This window comes from Chryseobacterium culicis (genome assembly GCF_002979755.1).
GTDB lineage: Bacteria > Bacteroidota > Bacteroidia > Flavobacteriales > Weeksellaceae > Chryseobacterium > Chryseobacterium culicis_A.
The window spans coordinates 186,371-210,714 of the sequence record NZ_PCPP01000005.1 but is presented as its reverse complement, the minus strand read 5'-3'; the positions used below and the strand labels follow the sequence as shown (position 1 = coordinate 210,714).

Here is a 24,344-nt window from a genome sequence, read left to right as displayed (position 1 = left end):
TTTATATCGTTTTTAGTTTTTTTAAGTTGAATGATGCATCTTTCTTTAAAAGACAATTCACCGCCGTTAATAGTTACATTCCTTTCAGATACTTCTTTACTTCCTCCAGATACGGATACATAACCATATCATCTGAGAAAGCAGGAATTATTTTTCTGATTTCATCATACAGTTCTTTTGTAGATGATGAAACTTTATCCTGGAATCCAAGATATTCAACAGCCTGAATAATCGTAATGGCTTCAATGGCCAATACCTCGAAAGAATTTTCAATTACTTTTCTGCAGATCACCGCAGCATTAGTTCCCATACTAACGATATCCTGATTATCATTATTATTTGGAATACTGTGAACATACATTGAATTCGACAACATTTGACTTTCTGCGGTAGTAGAAGTTGCCGTAAACTGTACGCCCTGCATCCCGAAATTGAAACCTAATTTACCTAAATTTACAAAAGGAGGCAAAATTTCATTGATTTTGGCATTCAGAAGGTAATTTAACTGTCTTTCGGCAAGCATGGTCAGTTTGGTAACTACAATTTTAAGTTTGTCCATTTCCAGAGAGATATAATCTCCGTGGAAGTTTCCTCCATGATAAACATGCTGGTCTTCAACATTGATAATGGGATTATCATTGGCTGAATTGATCTCATTTTCAAGAACTTTCTCTGTATATTCCAACGTATCCAATACCGGACCTAAAATCTGAGGCACACATCTTAAAGAATAATATTCCTGAACTTTTTCCTTGAATACTTTTTCCTGTTCTTCGAAATGAGTGTAAAGATGATCTTCTCTTTTTCTGATCAGCTTACTATCCGCAAGATGAGCACGCATTCTTTCTGCCACTTTCTGCTGACCGTAGTGTTTTTTCGTCCCGTTCAGCGCTTCGGATAAATGATCGTCATAAGCCTGTACAATTTCGTTAATCGCACAAGAAAGTCGAAGGGAAATATCTGTAAGCTGATTCGCTTTATAAGCATTTACAATCCCAATTCCTGACATCACGGAAGTTCCGTTCATCAAAGCAAGGCCTTCACGAATTTCTACCTGAATGGGTTGTAATCCTTCAATTTCGAAAATCTCTTTTGTGGATTTTCTTTCCCCTTTATAAAATACTTCGCCTTCTCCAATTAATACTAACGCCAGGTGTGCCAGCTGAACAAGGTCTCCGCTTGCTCCTACTCCTCCATGTTCAAATATCAATGGGGTAATATCTCTGTTGATCAGCTCCTGAAGAAGATAAATAACAGATTGGTGTACTCCTGAATTTCCTAATGATAAGGTATTCAACCTTGCCAGCATACAAGCTTTTACTTCTTCGGCAGGTAAAGGATTTCCAATTCCTGAAGAATGGCTTCTGATAAGGTTATATTGAAGCTGGTGTGTATCTTCATCGCTGATTTTAAACTGAGCCATAGGCCCAAAACCAGTGTTGACACCATATATTACTTTATTTTTTGAAAATTCTTTTAAAAACTGAAAACTTTTATCCACTCTCGATAAAAGTGATTCATCCAGTTCTATTTTTTCATTCTCAATGATAATTTTTTGAAAGTCTTTCAGTTCTAAAAAGTTATTTATTTTCATCAATTAAAAGTAATAGTTGATAATTTTGTAAAATATTAATTATTTGTCACTAATTTTGCGGCAAAGATAAAAGTTATTATTAAAATAAAAAATCAAAGATGAGCAAAGAATTTGTTGACGTTCTTGTAATCGGAGCTGGACCTTCCGGATGCGTGTCTTCTTCGTACTTAAAGAAGAATAACGTCAACGTAAAAGTAGTCGAAAAGACAAAATTCCCCAGACTGGTAGTGGGTGAAAGCTTAATTCCAAGGGTAATGGACCACTTTGATGAGGCCGGACTTTTCCCTGCATTAGACAAAATGGGCTTTGAAAAAAAGTTGGGAGCCCGTTTTCTTCGTGGTGAAGAAGTCTGCATTTTTGATTTCAGCAACAAATTCGGGGAAGGCTGGGACTGGACCTGGCAGGTTCCGAGAGCTGATTTTGATAATACTCTTGCTCAGGAAGTTATTAATAAAGGAATTGATCTTGAATTTGAAACCGAAGTTATTGACATAAAATTTGACGGAACGGATTCTGTGACTACGGTAAAAAATAAGGATGGAGAAACGAAAGAAATCCATGCTAAGTTTGTTATTGATTCCAGCGGCTACGGAAGAGTACTCCCTCGTCTGCTAGACCTTGAAAAACCTTCAAAACTATCTCCTCACTCTGCCATTTTCTCTCATGTAGATGATATTAACAGAGAACCGGGAGAGGAAGGTACTTTAATTTCTTTTGACATTATTGAAACCGAAGTATGGCTTTGGGTCATTCCTTTTTCTAACGGAAACACCAGTGTGGGAATTGTAGGACCTACCGAATATATTGATCAATTATCTGAAAACGGAGATCCTGCTGAAGCTTTGAAAATGGCAATTTCTCTTTCTGATTATTATGTAAAACGTTTTGGAGAGGTAGATTTCCTTTTTGAACCCAAGCATCTTAAAGATTATTCCTGTTCGGTTAAAAGTATATTCGGAGACGGATTTGCTTTAACGGGGAATGCTTCAGAATTTCTTGACCCCGTTTTCTCTTCAGGAATGGCTTTTGCCACAGAATCCGGAATGCTGGCAGCAAAACTGGCTCTAAGACAATTAAACGGAGAAAAAATTGACTGGCAGACGGAATATTCAGATTATATTTTATACGGAGTGGATGTTTTCACCACCTATGTAAAAGAATGGTATACCGGAAATCTTCAGGAGCTCTTCTTCCACCAGCCGGAAAATCCGGATGTCAAGAAAAAGATCTGTGCTGTTTTAGCAGGTTATGTGTGGAATAAAGACAATCCTTTTGTGAAAAAGCACGATACAGTTATTAAAAATCTTGCGAACCTGATTAAATTAGAAAAACAGGAGCAGCAAAGTCAACAATAAAAAAACGGTCTGAAATTTCAGACCGTTTTTTGTTTTATTTTAAAGACTTTTTAATTTCTCTTCCTAAATACCTTCCGGCAGAATCATAGGCTGAGGCTATTCTCCCGTACTCCATTACAAATTCTTTATTTTGCACAAATTTATCAAACTTATTAAGTTCTACTTCAGCTAAAACAACAGAAGGATTATCTGTTTCCACCAGTTTTATTTTACCTGATATTTCAGCAGTCATTGCAGTAATTCCGGCATGCCAGCCCGGAAATATCCAATTTGTTTCCAAGCGCAGGGTATATTTTGCAGCAGCATCTTTTTTAAATGAAATATTTTTATAGGTCTTATTCAAACCCTTTGCAAAATAGTCCACATAATATTCCTTTTTGTATTTTTCCCATTCTCCAATCCATTGTTTCCATGCTTCTTCTCCTCTTTTAGGATTGTCAAGAACTTGTTTTTTCCTGTTTTCAAGATATTGAGTTTCTGTAATATTTTCTTTCATAAATAGTACATTCTCAAACTTAACCTCAACGTTTACTTCAGTCTGATCTTTCAAAACACCCAAACTTCCGGCAACTAATTTCATTTTTTCCTGTCCGAAAGCGGTGGTCATTATAGCTACAAAGACCAGCAATAATAGTTTTTTCATAGTGTATTAGCTTTTTATTTTAAGAGCCCAAAGATATTATAAAAGAAAATCTCTATCGACTCTTTATTTTTAATTTTTACCTTAAATCAATAAAAGTAATGGGTTTTCTGCTGTTTGGATTAAAAACTGTTTTAGAGAGGATATCAAAATCTATAATTTCAATTTTCGGACTTACTCTCAGCTTTGCACGGAAATGGTCTCTTACTTCATTCACAAAGCCTTCGTGTTCCGCTTCAGTACTTAATTTGATGATAATTTCGTCAAGTCCGATTTCGTTGGCCTGAATGACAATCTGATAGCACAGGATAGTATTGAAATCATTCAAAATATCGTTCATTGCAGGCGGATACAGTGTGGTTCCTTTATACTTGATCATCTGCTGTTTTCTGCCTATCACTGGCCCTAGCCTCATCGTATTTCTTCCACACTGACAGGGTTCGTAGTGAGCTGTTACAATATCTCCCGTTTTAAATCTTAGCAGAGGAATAGCTTCTACCCCTAAAGTTGTAATCGTCAGTTCACCACTTTCTCCTTCTTTCACAGGATTACCATTATCATCAAGAATTTCTGTAATGATCAGTTCCGGATGATGATGCCCTCCGATCTGGAGTTCACATTCCGTAAAAGCAGTACTCATTTCAGTAGAGGCATAGGTGGAAAAGAGTTTGATATCCCACTTTTCTTTGATCTTCTGTGAAAGAATATTATCTGTAAAATCCTGATTTTTGATACTTTCTCCGATACATACTGCACCATAAACACTGGAATTTTTATAATCCAATCCGTGTTTTTCCGCATAGTCAATCATTTTCAACAGAAAAGAAGGAACGGTAATCAAATATTTAGGTTTGTATCTGAAAATAGAATCCCATTGTAGTTCAGGAATTCCGGGTCCCATTCTTACTACACTCGCACCCATTTTTCTTAAGCCCAGAAAATAGGCAAGCCCCGCCATAAACCGCTTGTCTATAGTGGTAATCATCTGAACAACATCTCCTTTCTGAATCCCTGCACAGGCAAACGATATTGCCTCATTATAAGCAAGTCTTTCAAGATCGCTATCTGACAATCCGAAAGTAACCGGATCTCCCAATGTTCCGGAAGTAGTACTGTAATCCACAATTTTATCTGGTGTTATACAGAAAAAATCATGGTTATACTGCTGAAGATCATTCTTTGTAGTGGTAGGAATCTTCTGAAGATCTTCCAACGTACGAATGTCTGCAATATGGATATTATTTTCTTTGAACAGTTTCTGATAAAAAGGAGAATTCGTTTCAAGATAAGCCAAAAGCTCATGAAGTTTTTCTTCCTGAAATAGTTTGATTTCCTGAATATCTGCTTTCTCAATTGACGGATGAAATTCCAATGATTTTAATTTTTAAAAGGCAAATTTATTTAATTAAAATTAAAAGATTTAAGTATTAAAAGATTATTTATCTCTGAAAGGTAAAGGTTTGTATGTTTGTATTTCCGGCGGTATTCGATGTGGTTACTTTTAAAGTATGGGAACCTGATCCTTTGGGGCACTTTTCGTCAAATGTGTAAACAAAATTATCTTTTATACGGGCAAAACGAAGCCATTTACCATCCAGTTCTGCACGGAATGAAACAATATCTCCTGTTTTCGTTGTTCCTTTGAGCAATAAAGAGCCGATATTCACCAATGCTCCTTCTGCCCAGCCGGATGAAACAGACGGCAAAGCATTATCTATCAGTAATTTTACAACTCCTAATCTATTGAATTTCCCTTCTGCCCAATCATTATTCCATTTTACCTTTACAACATTTTTATCACTGCCATAATCAAGGACCATAACGGCTTTATCTTTTTCTGCATTGGTTAATTTCCTATTTGGCTTTATTTTTAAAGTATATTCATCCTGAACCGGAATATAGGAATTGTATAAAACAATATTGTTTGAAGCTGCATTAGGATCTGCCTCAGCCTTTTCATAGGCATTGAAATTGACCGCATCATAGACCGCATTTTTGCTGAAACTAATCTCTGTATTTTCAGTGGTAATAGTTTTTCCTTCGTTAGGTGTTACCGTTTTCCCTGTGGAAGACACTTTTTCTAAGGTTTTGTTTAACTGAACTTTTGTTGTTAACCGGCTTGTATTTCCTTTTGTATCTTTCAGTACCATTTCAATATTGTGAACTTCCTCATCCTGAAGATTGATAACTCCTGTCAAATTCGGAGTGCTGTAATTCTGAAGTTTCATTCCGGGTAAATCAGCCAGGTGCTGAATTCCCATTTTATCTCTGATGAATTTAGTATAATCTATACAGCCGTTGATATAACGGGTATCATCATAGTGGATTTTATCAATTTTAAAACTGTAAATCAGCTTGCCATCCATTAGCAATTCAGCCTGATAAATTCCAAGATTAAATCCTTTGTTGGCTTTGTCTACGGCTTTCACTCCAAAACTTATTAAGGGGGAGTTTACACGGATTACATCCGCACTATAGCCACTTCCAGTTTTTTTCACTGCAATTGCGTTAGCTCCGGGTTCATAGGTACTGAAACGTCGGTCATACCAATACACTCCACTGATAATTGGGGCTATATTATCAGGGATAGCAAATCCAAAAAGTAACGGATTAAGACACTCTTCTGTTTTGGTATCTCTTATTTCAAAGTGCAGATGCGGACCTGCGGATCCTCCGGTATTTCCACTCAAGGCAATCTGCTGTCCTTTCTCCACAGGAAACTGCCCAGGTTGAAACGTTATGTCCTGCTCCCACTTTTCATCTTTATATTGTTTTTCTTTTACATATTCATCGAGCGTATTGAAGTATTTGTTCAAGTGAGCATACACCGTAGTATATCCATTGGGATGGGTAATGTATATGGCGTTTCCAAATCCATACCGCTCCACTTTGATTCTACTCACATAACCTTCTGCTGCTGCAAGAACCGGTAAATTTTCCAGGCTGTTTGTTCTCAGATCCAGTCCCATATGAAAATGATTCGTACGGATTGCTCCGAAGTTAGCCGCCAGCTGCATGGGAATATTGAGTGGATTCCGGAAATAATTCTGTAGATAATTATTTTGAGCCTGTACAATGCTTGTGTTGATAAAACAAACAAAAAGCATCAAGTGATAAAAGATTTTCATACAGCATTTGGTTTTATACGTCTATTTAAATGTACAAAATTCCAGCCAATAAACGGTTGCTGCTCCACCCTATTTTTCTAATCAATTGTATTTTCTTACCCCTATTTCCTCTGCTGAATGAAACGCCTTTGCGACCGATCTTATATTATCCATAGATCTCTGTGAACTTTGCGTGACCATTAAGTTTTGGCTAAAGCCATTGGATTTGTTTTTATTATTTAAGCGGGCTAAAGCCCAATCCTATTGAATAAATTGCATTAAATTTTATATAAAAAACACCCAGAAAAATTCACTTATTGACCATTCACCATTCACGTTTTCTCACTTTCTTCATTTATATTTCTGAGATTGAACTTTTTAATAGAAGATATCAAAATAAAACATATATTATAAACCGACAAATTTTAGTAAATTTGCAGACTTAATTAATCAACGATATTGAGATATTTACAATGAGCCAATTTAAAGAATACAAAAACCTCAACCTTATTGACGTAGCAGAGAATGTAGCGGAATTTTGGAAACAAAATAAAACTTTCAATAAGAGTGTTGAGATTCGTCAGGGAAATCCTGAGTTTGTTTTTTATGAAGGTCCGCCTTCAGCAAACGGTATGCCTGGAATTCACCACGTAATGGCAAGAGCATTGAAAGATATTTTCTGCCGTTACCAGACTCAAAACGGAAAGCAGGTTTTCCGTAAAGCAGGCTGGGATACGCATGGTCTTCCTGTGGAACTGGGTGTAGAAAAAGAGTTAGGAATCACTAAAGAAGATATTGGCAAAAAAATCTCTATTGAAGACTATAACAAAGCTTGCCGTGAAGCAGTAATGCGTTATACAGACGTTTGGAACAACCTTACCGAAAAAATCGGATATTGGGTAGATCTTGATGATCCGTACATCACGTACAAGTCAAAATATATGGAAACCGTTTGGTGGTTATTGAAACAATTGTATAATAAAGACTTGTTGTACAAAGGTTACACCATCCAGCCTTACTCTCCAAAAGCAGGAACAGGACTTTCTTCTCATGAGCTGAATCAGCCCGGAACCTATCGTGATGTTTCAGATACAACGGTTGTGGCTCAGTTTAAAGTAAAGAAAGACTCTTCAGCATTGTTCAATGATGTTGACGGAGATGTACATATCCTTGCATGGACGACGACTCCATGGACGTTGCCATCCAATACCGCTCTTACTGTAGGAAGAGATATAGAATATGTTGTAGTTAAAACCTTCAATCAATATACATTTGAACCCGTAACAGTTGTTTTATCAAGTGTTCTTTTACCTAAGGTTTTCGGTAAAAAATATGCAGAAGGTACAGATGAAGATTTTGCCAGCTATACTCCGGAAACCAAAGTAATTCCTTTTAAGGTTTTAAAAGAGTTTACAGGAGATAAACTTGTTGACACGAGATATGAACAATTAGTTCCTTGGTTTACGCCCAACGATAATGCTGAAAATGCATTCAGAGTAATCTTAGGGGATTTCGTAACTACGGAGGATGGTACAGGTATCGTTCACACGGCACCTACTTTCGGTGCGGATGATGCGAGAGTTGCTAAAATGGCTCAGCCTGAGATTCCGCCAATGTTGGTAAAAGATGAAAATGACAACCTTGTTCCATTGGTAGATTTACAGGGTAGATTCATCAAAGGAGAAAATGTTCCAGAGATATTCTCCGGAACTTATATCAAAAACGAATATTACGATGAAGGAACTGCTCCTGAGAAATCATGGGATGTAGAACTTGCAATCCTGTTGAAAACAGAGAACAAGGCCTTCAAAGTAGAAAAATATGTCCACTCGTATCCACACTGCTGGAGAACAGATAAACCGGTATTGTATTATCCTTTGGATTCCTGGTTTGTGAAAATGACAGCTGTAAAAGACAGACTGGTTAATTTAAACAAAGAAATCAACTGGAAGCCGAAAGCTACCGGAGAAGGACGTTTTGCCAACTGGCTGGAAAATGTAAACGACTGGAACCTTTCCCGTTCTAGATATTGGGGAATTCCGTTGCCAATCTGGAGAACAGATGACTTGAAAGAAGAAAAGATCATCGGTTCTGTAGAAGAGCTATACAATGAAATCGAGAAATCCATTGCTGCAGGACTGATGACTGAAAACCCATTCAAAGGTTTCATCATCGGAAATATGGCTGAATCTAACTATGAGCTTGTGGATCTTCACAAAAACGTAGTAGACAAAGTAGTATTGGTTTCTGATTCAGGAAAAGCAATGAGACGTGAAAGTGACCTGATTGATGTTTGGTTCGATTCAGGCTCCATGCCTTATGCGCAGTTGCATTATCCTTTTGAAAACAAAGAATTAATAGATAACAATAAAGCATTCCCAGCTGATTTCATTGCAGAAGGGGTTGACCAGACCCGTGGATGGTTCTACACGCTTCACGCCATCGGAACTGCTGTGTTTGATTCGGTTGCTTATAAAAACGTAATGAGTAACGGTCTTGTTCTGGATAAGAACGGGCAGAAGATGTCAAAACGTTTAGGAAATGCTGTAGATCCGTTCGAAACACTTTCTGTATACGGACCGGATGCTACCCGTTGGTATATGATCTCCAATGCAAACCCATGGGAAAACCTGAAGTTTGATATTGAAGGAATTGACGAAGTAAGAAGAAAGTTCTTCGGAACACTTTACAATACCTATTCATTCTTTGCTTTATATGCGAATGTGGATGGCTTCAACTATTCAGAAAAAGAAGTGGAAAACCGTCCTGAAATTGACAGATGGATTCTTTCCGAACTCAACCTTCTGATCAAGGATGTAAAAGCATTCTATGAAGACTATGAGCCAACAAGAGTGGCAAGAGCAATCAGTAACTTTGTGAATGACAACCTGAGTAACTGGTATGTAAGATTATGCAGAAGACGTTTCTGGAAAGGAGAATATTCTGATGACAAGATCTCTGCTTACCAGACTTTATATACCTGTCTTGAAGTAGTTGCTAAACTATCTGCTCCTATTGCTCCGTTCTTTATGGATCAGCTATATCAGGATTTAAATAAAGTAACCGGAAAAGAAAACTGTGAATCTGTACACCTTACAGACTTCCCGGTAGCTGATGAAAGCTTAATCGATCAGGATCTGGTGGAGAAAACACATTTGGCTCAGAACATTACAAGTATGGTATTCTCTCTGAGAAAGAAAGAAAATGTAAAAGTTCGTCAGCCGTTACAAAAAGTATTGGTTCCTGTACTGGATTCTAAAACAGAAGAACAGATTCTTGCTGTGGCAGATCTTATCAAACAGGAAGTAAACGTGAAAGAATTACAGTTAATCAATGCTGAAGAAGCTTCTCACTTAATTGTAAAACAGATAAAGCCCAACTTCAAAGCACTTGGTCCTAAATTAGGAAAAGATATGAAGGTGGTAGGTGCCGAAATTGCCAATCTTACTACAGAACAGATTGCCGATCTTGAAAAAGAAGGAAAAATAGATGTTCAGGGATATGAAATCACTCTTAACGATGTGGAAATTTCTACAAAAGATATCCCGGGATGGACTGTTACTTCCGATGGTAAAACAACTGTGGCATTAGATTTGACGTTAACCGATGAATTAAAATCTGAAGGGATCGCAAGAGAGTTTATCAACAGAATTCAAAACCTGCGAAAAGATAAAGACTTTGAACTGACAGACAAGATTAGTATCTCCATTGAAGAAAACTCACCTTTCCTTGATGATATTAAGAAAAATGAAGAATATATTTCTTCTGAAGTCTTGTCAAATAAAATAGAAATTGTATCTTCACTTTCAAATTTTAACGAAATCGAAATAGATGAGGTTAATTTTAAGATAAATGTTGAAAAAAATTAACATGTAGTTATTATATTTCAAATTCCATTTCATAATTTTATTAAAAAAGAGAAAGAATATGTCAGACGAAAGAGTTAGATACAGCGATGCTGATTTACAGGAATTTAAAGCGATCATTAAAGAAAAAATAGAAAAAGCAGAAAAAGATCTTCAGCTTATCAGAGAAAGTTTCATCAATGACCAGAATAACGGAACTGATGATACCTCTCCTACCTTCAAAGCTTTTGAAGAAGGAGCAGAAACGCTGAGCAAAGAGCAAAACTCTATTTTAGCAGGAAGACAGGAAAAATTCGTGCGTGACCTTAAAAATGCTTTGATCAGAATCGAAAATAAAACGTATGGTGTGTGTAGAGTAACAGGAAAACTGATTCCTAAGGAAAGACTTTTAGCCGTTCCTCATGCTACACTGAGCATCGAAGCGAAAAACATGCAAAAATAACCGTAAGGTTTGTAAAAAATAATATTGGGTTTATATCGTATTCACGGATACTTTATAAACCTAATTTTTAATGTATACCCATGAGCGAATTATTAATTTTGGGATTTGTTATCGTTATAGCAGTACTATTTTTCAATAGAGAATGGATCAAAAACAGATTCTTTCCTGAACCGCAGAAAAACTATACGATTGATGATCAATTCAATTCTGATAAACGTGAAAGGGAGAAAGAGATCGACAGACTTTTGAGTAAGATGGGCAAAAACGGAGTCAATGATCTGTCTGAAAAAGATAGAAAAAGACTTGATGAATTGTCCAAAATGTAAAAATTAAATAATAAGAAATGGAATCTATTATAGTACATCCAAAAAATGCAATGGAGCTTAGTGCACTGAAAGGTGTCCTTAAAGAAATGAACATTAAATTTGAAAAAGCTCATGTTAAAAGTTCATATAACGGACAGAAAGTGGTAAAGAAAGCAAGCGACAACAAAAATGTAAAGCCTGCTTCAGCAAAGCCTTCAAAACCTAAAGGACAGTAATGAAAAAGATTTTAGCGATAACATTTTTGGTGTTATTAATTGACCAGGCTTCGAAAATTTATATCAAAACCCATTTTAATCTGGATGACAGCATTACTGTCCTGCCAGGTTTTAAGCTAACCTTTGTGGAAAACCCGGGAATGGCTTATGGATTTCACTTCGGAGGCATCATTGGGAAGTATTTTCTGGTGATCCTAAGAATCTTCCTGATTGGGGGAATGGTGTATATGTTTAAAAAATGGCTGAAAGAAGGAGCATCCAACTATCTTTTGATTCCCATGGCTGTTATCTTTGCTGGAGCCATCGGAAATCTTATTGACGGAATGTTCTATGGGATGATCTTCGACAGCGGAACAGTATATGACCAAAGTATTGACCGATGGATTGGATATGGAGGAATTTCTAAGCTTGCTCCTTTCGGACACGGATACTCTACTTTTATGAAAGGATGTGTGGTTGATATGCTCCACTTCCCACTGGTAGACTGGTATGTTCCTGAAAGCTGGCCTTTAATTGGTGGAAAACATATTGAGTTCTTCAAATATATTTTCAATGTGGCAGATTCTGCCATTACAGTAGGGGCAGCATTCTTACTCATATTCAGAAAGAAAGCTTTCCCGAACGGTCTGGAGTTTTAAACGATATATTTCGGATGAAAAAAATAATCAAAAATATTTTTAAAATTTTCCTGCTTCTTTTCGTGGCAGGAATTATTTTTATTGCCTGGGCGAATTACAGCATCAAAAAAGACAGCGAACCATTCGTTTCCTACAATATTGCTGATGTACCAGAAGCAAAAGCTGCACTCTTATTGGGAACCGGAAAGCTGTTGAGCAACGGAACCCCAAATGCTTATTTCTACAACAGAATTAAGGCGGCAAGCGATTTATATAAAAGCGGAAAAATACAGTACATTATCGTCAGTGGAGACAACAGCACCAAAGATTATAATGAACCTGAAGATATGCAGCTGGCATTAATGCAGAGCGGAGTTCCACAGGATAAAATCATTCTTGACCACGCCGGATTCAGAACACTGGATTCTGTGGTAAGAGCAAAAGATATTTTCAGCCAGACGAAACTGGTTATTATTTCTCAGAAATTCCACAATGAAAGAGCCGTTTTTCTGGCCAGAAAAAATGGGATGGAAGCCTTTGGGTATAATGCTGCTGATGTAAATAAATATGCAGGTTTAAAAACCAATTTGAGAGAGTATTTTGCGAAAGCCAAGGCATATTGGGATCTTCTTTTTGGAGTGGAACCGAAGTTTGGCGGGGAAAAAATTGTAATTCCTTAATATTTCCCACAGATTGCACAGATTTTCGCGGGTGATGCGTAAAGACATATAGATTATTGAAGGTTGATAGGTTTTGGCTAAAGCCAATGGATGGATTTTGAATTTTAAGCTGGCTAGGCTAAAGCCCACCCCTATTGAATTTTAATAACAAGATCTTTTATCTTTTATCTTTTATCTTTCTTTATTCCGTCAAACCTCGTAAATTTGCTATTCATTAATTTTTAAATATAAATTTTAAACAAATGTCAAGAATTCTTACCGGCATTCAAGCCACCGGAACACCCCATCTTGGAAATTTATTAGGGGCAATTATTCCTGCGATTGAACTATCCAAGCAGGAAGGAAATGAATCATTTTTATTTATTGCGAATCTTCATACGCTTACACAGATTAAAGATGCGCAGACTTTAAGACAAAATACCTACGAGATTGCTGCGGCTTGGCTTGCTTGTGGATTAGATACTGAAAAAACATATTTCTACAGACAAAGTGATATCGCTGAAACCTGTGAACTTTCTTGGCATTTATCATGTTTTTTTCCTTATCAAAGATTAACATTGGCGCATTCATTTAAGGATAAGGCTGACAGGCTGCAGGATGTAAATGCAGGTCTGTTTACTTACCCAATTTTGATGGCTGCAGATATTTTGCTATATGATGCAGAGATTGTTCCTGTAGGAAAAGATCAGCTTCAGCATTTGGAAATTGCGAGAGATGTAGCTTCCCGATTTAACAACCAAATGGGTGAAGTTCTTGTTTTACCACAGGCCGAACTTCAGCAGGACACGAAATATGTTCCGGGAACTGATGGACGTAAAATGTCTAAATCAATGGGAAATATTATCAATATTTTCTTACCTGAAAAAGAGCTGAAAAAACAAGTGATGAGCATTGAGTCGGATTCTAAATCACTGGAGGAGCCTAAAGATCCTGCAACGGATAAAACCTTCCAGATCTATGAATTGATTGCAACGCCTGAACAAACTGAGGAATTAAGAGCAAAATATCTTGCCGGAAACTTCGGATACGGACATGCTAAAAAAGAGTTGCTGGATCTTATCCTGGTACGTTTTGCCAAAGAAAGAGAAACGTTTGCTTATTATATGAGCAATCTTGATGAATTGGAAGCAAAACTGCAGCAAGGTGCGGAGAAAACCAGACCTATTGCTCTGGAAACTCTTAAAAGAGTAAGAACAAGCTTAGGATTTTAATTCTGAGTTACCAACATAAGAAAGCCTTTCAAACGAAAGGCTTTTTCTATTGATTGAAGTTGTTATTATTCTTTGTAAGGATAAAGTAATGCATCTGATCCCCGAATTCATAAGTAATATCCCAGCCCGGATATTGTCTGATAATGGTTTTGATGATAGACAGCCCCAGTCCGGTAGAGGTATGATCTGATCCCTGCTTATAAAACCGGTTAAAGATTCTGGATTTATCCAAAGGGATGGATACTCCACTGTTTTGGAATGTTATCCTGTTATTTTCAACAATAATATTTAAAGTTCCTTCTTCATTGTTATATTTAACGGCATTCTTAAGAAGGTTGGACAACAGAATATCCGCAAGATCCTGATTAAAGTCTGCAACAAATTTTCCTTTCTCAATAATATTGACATCTACTTTTTTAAACGCAATAAAGTCTTCATAATTCTGAACGAGCTGGGTAACCATTCCGTTAAAATCAACATCTGAAGTTCTATTAAACTGGCTGTTTTCAATTTTGGAAAGCATTAATAAAGATTTATTCAGCCCCACCATTCTTCTCAGGTCATTTTTAACTTCAGTAAGAAAGGTCATACTCTTTTTGTCCAGATCATCATTCTGAATCAAAAGGTCAATTTTATTAATCACAATAGCCAAAGGTGTCTGAAGTTCATGGGAAGCATTTTCAATAAACTGTTTCTGCTGATAAAAAACAAGTTCATTACGCTCAATCATTTCATTGATTTCCACATTTAATTCTTCAAATTCTGTGATCTTGTAATTCTGTTTTTCCTGGGAAAAAGGAATTCCGAACTGATATTTCTTAAGCTTCTCCAGAATCTGGTAAAAAGGTCTCATGGCTTTATTAAGCAGATAACCATTAACCGCTACAATACTTATAACCAAAAGAATGTAAAGCACAATCAATGCTGTTGTAAGATCATAGATCAACTCATCTTCTTCTACGGTTGAAGTTCTTATGACAAGCCGTCTATGATCTTTGAACTGATCGATAAAGTCTGCTTCCAACACTCTGTAAGGCTGGTCTTTATCATCATACTCCATGTAGTACATCTTGTTGTACAACCTGCTTTTGTTTTGATACTCTTCGGCTTTAATCGGATTGATTTTAAACTCATTAAAACCAAACTCCTTATTCTTCAACAATTCAGGGTTAAGATACACCGCTTTAATAATCTGAATCTTTCTATCCCTCAACCCGTCATCCACATTATCATGCACTTCATCCAGAATATAGGCATAAAACAACCCTGCCCATACTGCGATAATCAACAGCAGGATCATGATCAGGTATTTTATGGTGTAATATTTTAATGAGGTTTTCATCAGATAAATTTATATCCTATTCCATACACAGCCTGGAAATCGGCTTCTGCATGAAGGGTTTTTAATTTTTTACGAAGATTTTTAATCTGGGAATAAATAAAATCCAGACTGTCTGCCTGATCGATATAATCTCCCCAGATTGCTTCAGCCAAAGTTGTTTTCTGTAAGGTTTTTTCCGGATGGATGACAAAATAATACAAAAGATCATATTCTTTACGGTTAAGGACAAGCTCTTCATCACCCACTTTCACCGTTCTGTTCTCCGGATTAATACTTATATTTTTATAGCGGATAATATTCTCACCATCCTGATTTTTTCTTCTGATGACAGATTTGATTCTCGCCATCAGCTCTGCAAGGTGGAAAGGCTTGGCAAGATAATCATCAGCCCCTATTTCCAGTCCGGTCACTTTATCATCTACAGAATCTTTGGCTGAAAGAATGATTACCGGATCTTTCTTGTGCATTTTTTTGATCTCTTTAAGAAGATCTATACCGTTTCCGTCAGGCAGCATAATATCCAGCAAAATACAGTCGTATTCATACGAAATAATTTTCTCCAGTCCGCTGCTGTAATTTTCCGCATATTCTACAATGAAATGTTCTGCTTCCAGAAACTTCTGTATTGTATCTTTCAGTGCGGGCTCATCTTCTACAATTAAAATCTTCATATTTCCGGATCTATATGCTTTGCTGTATGATTAACTTCTATCAAATATAAGAAATTAAAAGCGGGAAGAATGAAAGCAGGAAGCGGGAAGTTTTTTACACTGCCATCACTTCCCTCTTCCTGCCTCCGGCTTTCTTACTTAACAAATCGCCCGTCTGCATCAAACACGAGACACAAGCCATTCATCAGATGAATTTTATAAGCGCTATATTTTCGTTCAATAGAATCAATGATGCTGCAAGGATAATTTCTTGTCATAAATGAAACTATATTTTTTCTAATCTGAGCAGAAGAAATCTTTCTTCCGTTGCTGTTTATTAAATTCCAGTTGACCATACTATTAATATTTAGTGTTTGTATTCGGTTAAATGTTAATCATCGATTTTTTTAAAATTCCCATTTCTGTCAAATTCAAGCTCCAATCCATTGGAAAGTTCTGCTTTATAAGACCATCTTTTCTTCTCAATCTTAATGATGTAAGTATTAGGGAAATTTTTGCTGCTGTAATTTCTGATTGATGCAGGGATGAAACCATACGGAACCTTCTGGTGTTTACCATCTACTTCTTTCCAGTTTCCACTGCTGTCGAACTCTATTTTCATTCCATTGGTCAGATATACTTTGTATTCGTCTACTCCATAGATTTCTCTGTCTTCTAATGCTGAGTTTACAGGGATTCCTTTAAAATGGGAAGCTAGAAAGTTTTTAGCTGTTTTCGGTAACTGATTCGCAGTGATTGCTCTGTCCTGAGCAGAAACCCAACCTCCAATTAATAAAAATAGGATCATTAATACTCCGGTGATTTTCTTTACATTTTTCATACTATTAAATTTTTCTGTTGTTATTATGTTGCAAAGTTCATCATCAAATTGGGAAAGAATTGGGAAAACAGATTTCAATAAAAAAATAAACAGCTTAAAGTTTAATTTATTCACAGATCATCTCTCCAGAATTCACTGAAAAACAGAAAAGCCATTAAGAAAACTTAATGGCTTATTTATAGATGGTAAAATCTTACACTTTATAAATATTCTTTAATCTGCTGAAGATGGGTAATGGCTTTTAATCCTTCTTTCTGCTTATCTTCTTTATAGACATCGAAAAAGATGGCATCCATTCCAAAATCAGTTGCTCCCAGGGCATCTGCAATCCAGTCGTCTCCGATCAGAATACTTTCTTCTTTTCTGGCTTCGGAAAGTCCCAGAGAGTATTCAAAAATCCTTGGATTAGGTTTTCTTACTCCCACAGCATCGGCACTGGTAATTGTTTTAAAATAGGGAGCGATTCCGGATAGGGTACATTTTCTTTCTGTCACCTCCTGAAATCCGTTGGAAATAATGTGTAATGTATAATTCTTAGCTTTCAGATATTCCAAAACATCTTCTGCTCCTTCTACCAGTTCATTATGACTCACAATATTATCAAGGAAGTTTTCTTCAAAATAAAGGGCAAGCTCTTTATTATCTATTCCAAAATGTTTAAATGAATCATAAAAACGGTGTTCTCTCAAGTACTCTTTGCCAATAATCCCGTCTCTGATCTTTTCCCACAATTCTTCGTTGATATCGTGATAAACAGAATGAAACTCCTCAAAGTCAATATGATACTTCGAAGTTATTTCCTGTTTTTCAAAAAGGTCTTTGATGGTAAGATAGGCATTTCTGCGGTGATCCCAGAGTGTATTATCCAGGTCAAAAAAAACATGCTGCATTTTCATACAGCACAAAGTTAATAATTTTAATTTTTTGTAATAGGATAATTTTTGCTCTTGCTTTTCACAATTTCAAGGCTTTTAGAAAAATTCAGCAAAAAATCAATTGTTTGTTTCTTAGGTTTCAAAGTTTTCACTTTTAAGGAGTCATTTTTTTTCATAAGCGAAGTATGTTTTCCTTAAAACGTGAAATTTCACTAAATATTATCTATCTGGTTAATATTATGTTGTTTTCATCCATGATTTTTCTCAGGTTTATGAGTGCATATCTTACTCTGCCCAATGTTGTATTAATACTCATCTCAGTATGGTCTGCAATTTCTTTGAAACTCAAGCCGTCAAAAAATCTCAGTTTGATTACCTCTTGTTGATTCTGTGGTAAAAACTGTAACATCCTTAAAAGATCTTCCTGAATCTGATTCGTTACAAGCTGATCTTCAATATTTTCCGAAGGCTCTCTGATCAAATCAAAAATAGAATATTCATCAGTTTCAAAAGTAGTTTCTGAAACTTTGATATTCTTGGCTTTAGACCTGAAATGATCGATGATTAAATTGTGGGAAATTCTTTTTGCCCAAAGAATAAATTTACCTTCTTCGTTATAGCGTCCTTCTTTCAGCATCACAATAATCTTCATGAAAGTATCCTGAAAGATATCGTTGGCTAAATCTTCATCATTAATTTTGTAAAAAATGAATGTAAAAAGTTCTCTCTGATGTCGGTGAATAAGGGTTGATAATGCGCCCTCGTCTCCTTTCTGGTAAAGGGAAATTAGTAAACTATCCGATTTTGATTTCATAACTCTTCTCAATATAAATATTTGCAGACAGGCATTCTACCAGATATTTCTTCTGGCCTTTGCTGTATAAACAAAACAGTTCTAGAGTAGAGTCTCTTCTATAGGCAGTAGTACAATTATTATGATGTAAATATAATAATTTTTTAATAACTGTTAACCTATTATTAAATTTTATAGAGAAAAATCTAAAAAAAATCATTTAAACATGTCATGAATAAAGACTGTAGGGATATTTAATGTAAAATTAACATTTAGTCCTTTCATTTCTTTCCCATTCAATCGGGTATCTCCGATGGGAAAAGCATAGCCTCCTGTAAGATCCAGCATTCCAAACAGGGTAACTCCTATTTTAGGGGCAATATATTTATTCGTTCCTTCTACTCCGGCTAAAAAGTAATAAGAGTGGTAGAAATCCACATTCTTTTCAAAATTAAGAAGGACATCAGCCTGCAGTTTCGGCATAATAGCAAATTTTGAATCTACAGATCCCATCATTGCAGATCCTCCCAATCTGTAAATCACATCATCATTTTTAAGGAAAAGCAATTTACCACCTACTTCACCAAAACTCTGGTTCTGGTAAGTATATCCCACACTGATCATTTTGTGCATAGTATATTGAGCTTTTACCAATGTACTCAGTAAAAACAGGGACAGGACAGCAACTACAGTTCGAAAATTCATCATCTTTCTATATTATTAAGGTGTAAAATTAAAAAAAACTGCCTTATCCAAAGATAAAGCAGTTCATTTATTATTCTTTAAAGAGAAATTAAATTCCAAAAGCGGTTTTAATTTCCTCTACTTTGTCAAGCTTTTCCCAAGTAAAGAACTCAAGATCTTTTAAGGTAATCTCGTTTTTCTGTCCTTTGTTGAATGTTTTATCAGCCACATAATGCTCTTTACCCATATGTCCGTAAGACGCTGTTTCCTGATAAATAGGATTTCTTAATTTTAAGTTCTGCTCAATAGCATAAGGTCTTAAATCGAAAATAGCAGAAACTTTTTTCGCAATGTCTCCATCATGAAGATCTACTTTTGCCGTTCCATAAGTGTTGATATATAAACCACAAGGTTCAGCTACCCCAATTGCATAAGAAACCTGTACTAAAACTTCATCAGCCACTCCTGCAGCCACTAAGTTTTTAGCAATATGTCTTGTTGCATAAGCAGCACTTCTATCTACTTTAGAAGGGTCTTTTCCTGAGAAAGCACCACCTCCGTGAGCTCCTTTACCACCGTAGGTATCAACGATGATTTTTCTCCCTGTAAGACCAGTATCTCCGTGAGGTCCTCCGATTACGAATTTACCTGTAGGATTGATGTGATATTTGATCTGATCATTGAACAAAGCTTTGATTTCTTCTGTTTGCTGTGCAACCACTCTTGGAACCAGAATATTTTTGATATCCTCACGGATCTTGTTCAACATTTCTTCTTCTGCTCCAAAGTCATCGTGCTGAGTAGAAACTACGATAGAATCAATTCTGATAGGTTTGTGATCATCAGAATACTCAATAGTTACCTGGCTTTTCGCATCAGGACGAAGGTAAGTGATTTCCTTATTTTCTCTTCTGATGGCAGAAAGTTCTTTAAGGATTGTGTGAGCAAGATCTAATGCAAGAGGCATATAGTTTGCCGTTTCATTAGTAGCATACCCGAACATCATTCCCTGGTCTCCAGCTCCCTGTGCATTTGCTTTAGCCTCAAAAGACTCATCATTTACGGCTCTGTCAACTCCCTGATTGATATCAGGTGACTGTTCATGGATTGCAGAGATCACTCCACAAGAATCTCCATTAAACATATATTCTCCTTTTGTATATCCGATTCCGTTGATTACTTCTCTGGCAATGGTCTGTACATCAAGGTAAGCATCTGATTTTACTTCTCCTGCCAATACCACCTGTCCGGTCGTTACAAGAGTTTCACATGCTACTTTTGAATCTTTATCATAGGCTAAGAAATGGTCGATTAATGCATCGGAAATCTGATCGGCGATTTTATCCGGATGTCCTTCTGAAACTGATTCAGATGTAAATAAATAAGACATATAATTCTTTTGTTTTTAAAGATTTAAAAAATAGTGTTGAAGAAAAATATGAAATAAAATTGCCCAGAAAAAAGAATACTGTTTTAGCATATTTTTATAGAGGTTGCAATCAGGTCAAATTTTTCCTCGTAATAAACGTCAGCAAATTTAAGCACTATTTTCGTAATACTCAAAACTTTTGTTTATTAATTATAATTTTATTTAAATTGATGATTTCTATCACTTTAAAGCATTTCCATTACTGAGGCTTAATGCTTACAAATTCTTTCGGACTTTCGTGGTAATTCAGCTTAAGTTCTAAAGAAGTTTTGATAGAATGTGATAATTCATCAATAATTTTTTGCTTAAAGGTTGGTTTATAGTAAATAATACTAATTTCTCGGTAAGGGAAAGGTTTTTTGAATCTGAAAACATTTTTCTTCTGCTCTTCTGAAAGCTGGCTCAATGCCAATTCCGGCAGAATACTGATTCCTCCTACTTTATCCACCATGTGCACCAATGTCTGGATATTGGAAGCCAGGAAGTCTAAATTTTTAGGTTTCAACGTATTTTCTTTCAGGTGACAGATATTTTCAAACTGGTTTCTCAAACAGTTTCCTTCTTCAAGCAACCATACTTTCTCTACATTCAGATCTTCCGGAATGATGTAAGAATTCTTTTTGTTGGCTTCCGTATTGGAGCTGTAAATCATCAATTCTTCATTGAATAAGAAATCCTGATAAAACTCGTCAGCAGTGTCATAAGGTGTTGAGATAATTCCCGCATCCAGTTCACCAGCTTTCAAAGCTTTAATAATATTATCAGTGGTCATTTCTTTTACATTCATCTGGATCTTCGGGTTATCTTCAAGGAATTTAAAGATTTCCGTTGGCAGAATGAAAGAAGATACCGTAGGAATAATCCCCAGGTTAATAGTTCCTCCTAAAATATTATTCAAAAGGTTAGCTTTGTTTTTCAGCTCATTGACAGATTCGATAATTACCTTTGCCTGATCAATAATCTGAAGACCTACATCCGTGGTACGAATCGGATGGGTAGTCCTGTCGAACACCTTTACATCCAGTTCATCCTCAAATTTCTGTATCATGGCACTTAACGTAGGTTGGGTAATAAAACACGCCTGAGCGGCTTTACCAAAATGTTTATACTTATCAACAGCGATAAGATACTCCAGTTGCTGAATGTTCATTTGATTAATATTATCTATTACAAAGATATAACGTTTTTGCTATTAGCAATTAAAAATTCAAGTAAATTTGATATTCATTACCTTTACACTTGGATTTAGAAAAAGAAAAACATTTATACAAATCATTAATGATATGGATTCTAAAAAATTAACGTTAAGTAACGGCGCACCTTATTTTGAACATCAGGATTCACAGACGGTAGGACCAAGAGGCCCGGTATTGCTGCAAGACTTTATTCTTCAGGAAAATCTTGCGCATTTCGTTAGGGAAAGGATTCCTGAAAGAATTGTGCATGCCAAAGGAAGCGGCGCTTACGGAACTTTTACCGTAACGCATGACATCAGCCAGTACACAAAAGCAAAACTGTTTTCAGAAGTAGGAAATTCGTGCAGAATGTTTGCAAGATTCTCCACGGTAGGAGGCGAAAAAGGAAGCGCAGATACGGCAAGAGACCCAAGAGGCTTTGCTTTAAAATTTTATACTGAAGACGGAAACTGGGATCTTGTAGGAAATAATACACCGGTATTCTTTATTAAGGATGCAAAAAAATTCCCGGACTTTATCCATACTCAGAAAAGAGTACCCAAAACCAATTTAAAAAGTGCCACCATGATGTGGGATTTTTGGAGTTTAAATCCTGAATCTCTTCATCAGGTTCTTATATTAATGTCAGACAGAGGAACTCCGCACGGCTACAGGCATATGCACGGTTTCGGATCTCATACTTTCTCCATGATCAACGATAAAAATGAAAGAGTATGGGTGAAATTCCATTTTAAAACAAAACAAGGTGTAAAAAACTTCACGGATGAAGAAGCCGTAAAAATGGCTGGTGAAAACCCGGACTTCGCGCAGGAAGATCTTTGCAACGCTATTGAAAATGGAGATTTCCCGAAATGGACCTTATTTATACAGGTAATGACCGAAGAACAGGCAAAAGATTTCAGATGGAATCCTTTTGATGTAACCAAAGTATGGTTCCATGATGACTTCCCTTTGATCGAAGTAGGAGAAATGGAACTGAACGAAGTACCTGTTAATTATTTTGCGCATGTGGAACAGTCTACTTTTTCACCCAGCAACCTGATTAACGGAATTAGCTTCTCACCTGACAAAATGCTTCAGGGAAGATTATTCTCTTATCCTGATGCACACCGCTACAGAGTAGGTGTAAACTCTCATCAACTGGAAGTGAACAGATGTCCTTTTGAAGTTAACAACTATCAGAGAGACGGCTATATGGCCGATTCAAGCCATTATCAGGATAAGCCCAATTATCATCCCAACAGCTTCGATGACATCAAAGCAGATACCTCTTATAAAAACTATGAATATGAGCTAGACAGTGCACATGTTGCCAGCTACAACAGGAATGAGAACGACAGTGATCATTATACTCAACCGGGGCTTTTATATTCAAAAGCAATGAATGCAGAAGACAGAGATCATTTGATCAAAAATATCGTAGGCAGCATGAATGGTATAACCGGACCGAAAAAAGATGAAATTATCAATCGACAGCTGTGTCACTTTTTCCGTGCTAATATTGAACTTGGCATGAAAGTGGCTTCTCAGCTAAATGTCAATATTGATGCAAATATGATGAATCATTCCAAATAATTATTTGGAATGATAAATTAAAAAAAAGGAAAAAAAAATAATATTTTTTCCTTTTTTTTGTAAAAAATTCATAATTTGCAAAGGATGATATTTTAAAGTGGAAAAATGAGTTACGAGAACATATTATTAAAAAAAGAAGATAAATTATCTATCATTACCATAAACAGACCTGAAAGTTTAAATGCTTTAAACGCAAAAACCATTCAGGAAATCAGTACTGCACTGGATGAGCTTAATGCTGATACTTCTTGTAGGGTAATTATCCTTACAGGTAGTGGAGAGAAATCTTTTGTAGCGGGAGCTGACATCAAGGAATTCAGTGATTTCGGACAGGAAAAAGCTGAAGAACTTGCAAGAAACGGACAAAACACATTGTTCAACAAAATTGAAAACATGTCTAAACCTGTCATTGCAGCCGTAAACGGTTTTGCATTGGGAGGAGGTTTAGAGCTTGCCATGGCATGCCACATCAGATATGCATCGGAAAACGCCAGATTAGGGCTTCCTGAAGTAACTCTTGGACTGATTCCAGGATATGGAGGAACGCAAAGGCTTCCAAAGCTTGTAGGAAAAGGTATTGCCAATGAAATGATCTTCTCTGCCAAAATGATCCTTGCTCAAAAAGCAAAAGAGATCGGACTGGTTAATGAAGTATATCCTATTGAAGAATTATTAACCAAAACGAAAGAATTAGCAAACACGATTGCCTACAATTCACCAATGGCAATCTCCAAGGCTATAAATGCCGTGAATTTATCTGACACGGAGAAAGGTTTTGAAGCTGAAATCAAATATTTCGGCGAACTTTTTGACATGGAAGATAAGAAAGAAGGAGTTACTGCGTTTCTAGAGAAGAGAAAACCTAACTTCTAAATCTTTCTAAAAGATTTTAATCCAAATTATTTC

General features: G+C 36.2%; 23 protein-coding genes. 10 read left to right on the top strand and 13 right to left on the bottom strand.

The annotated features are described in order from the left end of the window. Nucleotides 1–73 precede the first annotated feature (73 nt). Nucleotides 74–1,594: a histidine ammonia-lyase gene (hutH, locus tag CQ022_RS20680; RefSeq protein WP_185126833.1), complete on the bottom strand. Its 1,521-nt coding sequence runs from the start codon at nucleotides 1,592–1,594 to the stop codon at nucleotides 74–76. A gap of 98 nt (nucleotides 1,595–1,692) precedes the next feature. On the opposite strand from hutH, the gene CQ022_RS20675 reads away from it, so the two are divergent. Then, nucleotides 1,693–2,949 carry an NAD(P)/FAD-dependent oxidoreductase gene (locus CQ022_RS20675; protein ID WP_105684172.1) on the top strand — a complete coding sequence of 419 codons (1,257 nt, stop codon included), beginning with the start codon at nucleotides 1,693–1,695 and terminating at the stop codon, nucleotides 2,947–2,949. Nucleotides 2,950–2,983: 34 nt separating this feature from the next. On the opposite strand, the gene CQ022_RS20670 is transcribed toward CQ022_RS20675, so the two are convergent. The 3 genes from CQ022_RS20670 to CQ022_RS20660 form a co-directional block, all read right to left on the bottom strand. Continuing rightward, the gene (locus CQ022_RS20670; RefSeq protein WP_123864463.1) at nucleotides 2,984–3,592 is read right to left on the bottom strand and encodes a hypothetical protein; all 609 of its coding nucleotides are present in this window, start codon (nucleotides 3,590–3,592) and stop codon (nucleotides 2,984–2,986) included. Between the two features lie 76 nt (nucleotides 3,593–3,668). Then, the gene (locus CQ022_RS20665) at nucleotides 3,669–4,961 is read right to left on the bottom strand and encodes a phenylacetate--CoA ligase family protein (protein ID WP_105684170.1); all 1,293 of its coding nucleotides are present in this window, start codon (nucleotides 4,959–4,961) and stop codon (nucleotides 3,669–3,671) included. Between the two features lie 67 nt (nucleotides 4,962–5,028). Further along, nucleotides 5,029–6,717 (bottom strand): M23 family metallopeptidase, encoded by a 1,689-nt coding sequence (locus CQ022_RS20660; RefSeq protein ID WP_105684169.1) that lies wholly within the window; start codon nucleotides 6,715–6,717, stop codon nucleotides 5,029–5,031. Between the two features lie 452 nt (nucleotides 6,718–7,169). Between CQ022_RS20660 and ileS the strand changes: the two genes are divergently transcribed. The 7 genes from ileS to trpS all read left to right on the top strand — a co-directional run bounded on the left by ileS (nucleotide 7,170) and on the right by trpS (nucleotide 14,053). Further along, nucleotides 7,170–10,565 carry an isoleucine--tRNA ligase gene (gene ileS, locus CQ022_RS20655; RefSeq protein WP_105684168.1) on the top strand — a complete coding sequence of 1,132 codons (3,396 nt, stop codon included), beginning with the start codon at nucleotides 7,170–7,172 and terminating at the stop codon, nucleotides 10,563–10,565. 58 nt (nucleotides 10,566–10,623) lie between these two features. After that, nucleotides 10,624–11,004: a TraR/DksA family transcriptional regulator gene (locus tag CQ022_RS20650; protein WP_002983772.1), complete on the top strand. Its 381-nt coding sequence runs from the start codon at nucleotides 10,624–10,626 to the stop codon at nucleotides 11,002–11,004. 80 nt (nucleotides 11,005–11,084) lie between these two features. Next, complete coding sequence (locus CQ022_RS20645; protein WP_105684167.1) at nucleotides 11,085–11,330, top strand: DUF6576 domain-containing protein; 246 nt, start codon at nucleotides 11,085–11,087, stop codon at nucleotides 11,328–11,330. 17 nt (nucleotides 11,331–11,347) lie between these two features. After that, on the top strand, nucleotides 11,348–11,545 hold the full coding sequence (locus CQ022_RS20640) for a DUF2683 family protein (RefSeq protein ID WP_105684166.1): 198 nt from the start codon (nucleotides 11,348–11,350) through the stop codon (nucleotides 11,543–11,545). Further along, nucleotides 11,545–12,183 carry a lipoprotein signal peptidase gene (locus CQ022_RS20635; protein ID WP_105684165.1) on the top strand — a complete coding sequence of 213 codons (639 nt, stop codon included), beginning with the start codon at nucleotides 11,545–11,547 and terminating at the stop codon, nucleotides 12,181–12,183. The genes CQ022_RS20640 and CQ022_RS20635 overlap by 1 nt, the downstream gene beginning before the upstream one ends. Nucleotides 12,184–12,197: 14 nt before the next feature. Next, a complete protein-coding gene (locus CQ022_RS20630) occupies nucleotides 12,198–12,842 on the top strand; it encodes a vancomycin high temperature exclusion protein (RefSeq protein WP_105684164.1) in 645 nt (214 codons plus the stop codon). A gap of 242 nt (nucleotides 12,843–13,084) precedes the next feature. After that, nucleotides 13,085–14,053 (top strand): tryptophan--tRNA ligase, encoded by a 969-nt coding sequence (gene trpS / locus CQ022_RS20625; RefSeq protein WP_105684163.1) that lies wholly within the window; start codon nucleotides 13,085–13,087, stop codon nucleotides 14,051–14,053. A gap of 46 nt (nucleotides 14,054–14,099) precedes the next feature. Here the strand turns inward: trpS and CQ022_RS20620 are convergent, their stop codons facing one another. From CQ022_RS20620 to CQ022_RS20580, 9 genes are all read right to left on the bottom strand, one after another. Next, entirely contained in the window at nucleotides 14,100–15,395 is a 1,296-nt protein-coding gene (locus CQ022_RS20620) for a sensor histidine kinase (protein ID WP_105684162.1), read from the bottom strand. Continuing rightward, the gene (locus CQ022_RS20615) at nucleotides 15,395–16,066 is read right to left on the bottom strand and encodes a response regulator transcription factor (RefSeq protein WP_105684161.1); all 672 of its coding nucleotides are present in this window, start codon (nucleotides 16,064–16,066) and stop codon (nucleotides 15,395–15,397) included. The genes CQ022_RS20620 and CQ022_RS20615 overlap by 1 nt, the downstream gene beginning before the upstream one ends. Before the next feature lie 134 nt (nucleotides 16,067–16,200). Then, nucleotides 16,201–16,401: a PepSY-like domain-containing protein gene (locus CQ022_RS23365; RefSeq protein ID WP_105684160.1), complete on the bottom strand. Its 201-nt coding sequence runs from the start codon at nucleotides 16,399–16,401 to the stop codon at nucleotides 16,201–16,203. A gap of 35 nt (nucleotides 16,402–16,436) precedes the next feature. Further along, a complete protein-coding gene (locus CQ022_RS20605) occupies nucleotides 16,437–16,886 on the bottom strand; it encodes a PepSY-like domain-containing protein (RefSeq protein WP_105684159.1) in 450 nt (149 codons plus the stop codon). 200 nt (nucleotides 16,887–17,086) lie between these two features. Next, a complete protein-coding gene (locus tag CQ022_RS20600) occupies nucleotides 17,087–17,782 on the bottom strand; it encodes a YjjG family noncanonical pyrimidine nucleotidase (RefSeq protein ID WP_105684158.1) in 696 nt (231 codons plus the stop codon). 202 nt (nucleotides 17,783–17,984) lie between these two features. After that, nucleotides 17,985–18,575, bottom strand: coding sequence for an RNA polymerase sigma factor (locus CQ022_RS20595; protein WP_105684157.1), 591 nt, complete (start codon nucleotides 18,573–18,575; stop codon nucleotides 17,985–17,987). Nucleotides 18,576–18,770: 195 nt separating this feature from the next. Next, nucleotides 18,771–19,262: a hypothetical protein gene (locus CQ022_RS20590; protein WP_105684156.1), complete on the bottom strand. Its 492-nt coding sequence runs from the start codon at nucleotides 19,260–19,262 to the stop codon at nucleotides 18,771–18,773. 85 nt (nucleotides 19,263–19,347) lie between these two features. After that, nucleotides 19,348–20,628 carry a methionine adenosyltransferase gene (metK, locus tag CQ022_RS20585; protein ID WP_105684155.1) on the bottom strand — a complete coding sequence of 427 codons (1,281 nt, stop codon included), beginning with the start codon at nucleotides 20,626–20,628 and terminating at the stop codon, nucleotides 19,348–19,350. Nucleotides 20,629–20,866: 238 nt separating this feature from the next. Continuing rightward, nucleotides 20,867–21,817 (bottom strand): LysR substrate-binding domain-containing protein, encoded by a 951-nt coding sequence (locus CQ022_RS20580; RefSeq protein ID WP_047428937.1) that lies wholly within the window; start codon nucleotides 21,815–21,817, stop codon nucleotides 20,867–20,869. Nucleotides 21,818–21,950: 133 nt separating this feature from the next. On the opposite strand from CQ022_RS20580, the gene CQ022_RS20575 reads away from it, so the two are divergent. Beyond that, nucleotides 21,951–23,438, top strand: coding sequence for a catalase (locus CQ022_RS20575; protein ID WP_105684222.1), 1,488 nt, complete (start codon nucleotides 21,951–21,953; stop codon nucleotides 23,436–23,438). 105 nt (nucleotides 23,439–23,543) lie between these two features. After that, nucleotides 23,544–24,311 carry an enoyl-CoA hydratase-related protein gene (locus tag CQ022_RS20570; protein WP_105684154.1) on the top strand — a complete coding sequence of 256 codons (768 nt, stop codon included), beginning with the start codon at nucleotides 23,544–23,546 and terminating at the stop codon, nucleotides 24,309–24,311. Nucleotides 24,312–24,344: the final 33 nt, after the last annotated feature.

Excerpts from the sequence above, each read along its gene's own strand:
- metK (WP_105684155.1), bottom strand. The coding sequence starts at position 20,628 with ATGTCTTATTTATTTACATCTGAATCAGTTTCAGAAGGACATCCGGAT.
- CQ022_RS20650 (WP_002983772.1), top strand. The coding sequence starts at position 10,624 with ATGTCAGACGAAAGAGTTAGATACAGCGATGCTGATTTACAGGAATTT.
- CQ022_RS20640 (WP_105684166.1), top strand. The coding sequence starts at position 11,348 with ATGGAATCTATTATAGTACATCCAAAAAATGCAATGGAGCTTAGTGCA.
- CQ022_RS20595 (WP_105684157.1), bottom strand. The coding sequence starts at position 18,575 with ATGAAATCAAAATCGGATAGTTTACTAATTTCCCTTTACCAGAAAGGA.
- CQ022_RS20575 (WP_105684222.1), top strand. The coding sequence starts at position 21,951 with ATGGATTCTAAAAAATTAACGTTAAGTAACGGCGCACCTTATTTTGAA.
- CQ022_RS20620 (WP_105684162.1), bottom strand. The coding sequence starts at position 15,395 with ATGAAAACCTCATTAAAATATTACACCATAAAATACCTGATCATGATC.
- CQ022_RS20670 (WP_123864463.1), bottom strand. The coding sequence starts at position 3,592 with ATGAAAAAACTATTATTGCTGGTCTTTGTAGCTATAATGACCACCGCT.
- CQ022_RS20580 (WP_047428937.1), bottom strand. The coding sequence starts at position 21,817 with ATGAACATTCAGCAACTGGAGTATCTTATCGCTGTTGATAAGTATAAA.
- CQ022_RS20660 (WP_105684169.1), bottom strand. The coding sequence starts at position 6,717 with ATGAAAATCTTTTATCACTTGATGCTTTTTGTTTGTTTTATCAACACA.
- hutH (WP_185126833.1), bottom strand. The coding sequence starts at position 1,594 with ATGAAAATAAATAACTTTTTAGAACTGAAAGACTTTCAAAAAATTATC.
- CQ022_RS20645 (WP_105684167.1), top strand. The coding sequence starts at position 11,085 with ATGAGCGAATTATTAATTTTGGGATTTGTTATCGTTATAGCAGTACTA.
- CQ022_RS20675 (WP_105684172.1), top strand. The coding sequence starts at position 1,693 with ATGAGCAAAGAATTTGTTGACGTTCTTGTAATCGGAGCTGGACCTTCC.
- CQ022_RS20605 (WP_105684159.1), bottom strand. The coding sequence starts at position 16,886 with ATGAAAAATGTAAAGAAAATCACCGGAGTATTAATGATCCTATTTTTA.
- CQ022_RS20590 (WP_105684156.1), bottom strand. The coding sequence starts at position 19,262 with ATGATGAATTTTCGAACTGTAGTTGCTGTCCTGTCCCTGTTTTTACTG.
- CQ022_RS20570 (WP_105684154.1), top strand. The coding sequence starts at position 23,544 with ATGAGTTACGAGAACATATTATTAAAAAAAGAAGATAAATTATCTATC.
- CQ022_RS20600 (WP_105684158.1), bottom strand. The coding sequence starts at position 17,782 with ATGAAAATGCAGCATGTTTTTTTTGACCTGGATAATACACTCTGGGAT.
- CQ022_RS20630 (WP_105684164.1), top strand. The coding sequence starts at position 12,198 with ATGAAAAAAATAATCAAAAATATTTTTAAAATTTTCCTGCTTCTTTTC.
- trpS (WP_105684163.1), top strand. The coding sequence starts at position 13,085 with ATGTCAAGAATTCTTACCGGCATTCAAGCCACCGGAACACCCCATCTT.
- CQ022_RS20635 (WP_105684165.1), top strand. The coding sequence starts at position 11,545 with ATGAAAAAGATTTTAGCGATAACATTTTTGGTGTTATTAATTGACCAG.
- ileS (WP_105684168.1), top strand. The coding sequence starts at position 7,170 with ATGAGCCAATTTAAAGAATACAAAAACCTCAACCTTATTGACGTAGCA.
- CQ022_RS23365 (WP_105684160.1), bottom strand. The coding sequence starts at position 16,401 with ATGGTCAACTGGAATTTAATAAACAGCAACGGAAGAAAGATTTCTTCT.
- CQ022_RS20615 (WP_105684161.1), bottom strand. The coding sequence starts at position 16,066 with ATGAAGATTTTAATTGTAGAAGATGAGCCCGCACTGAAAGATACAATA.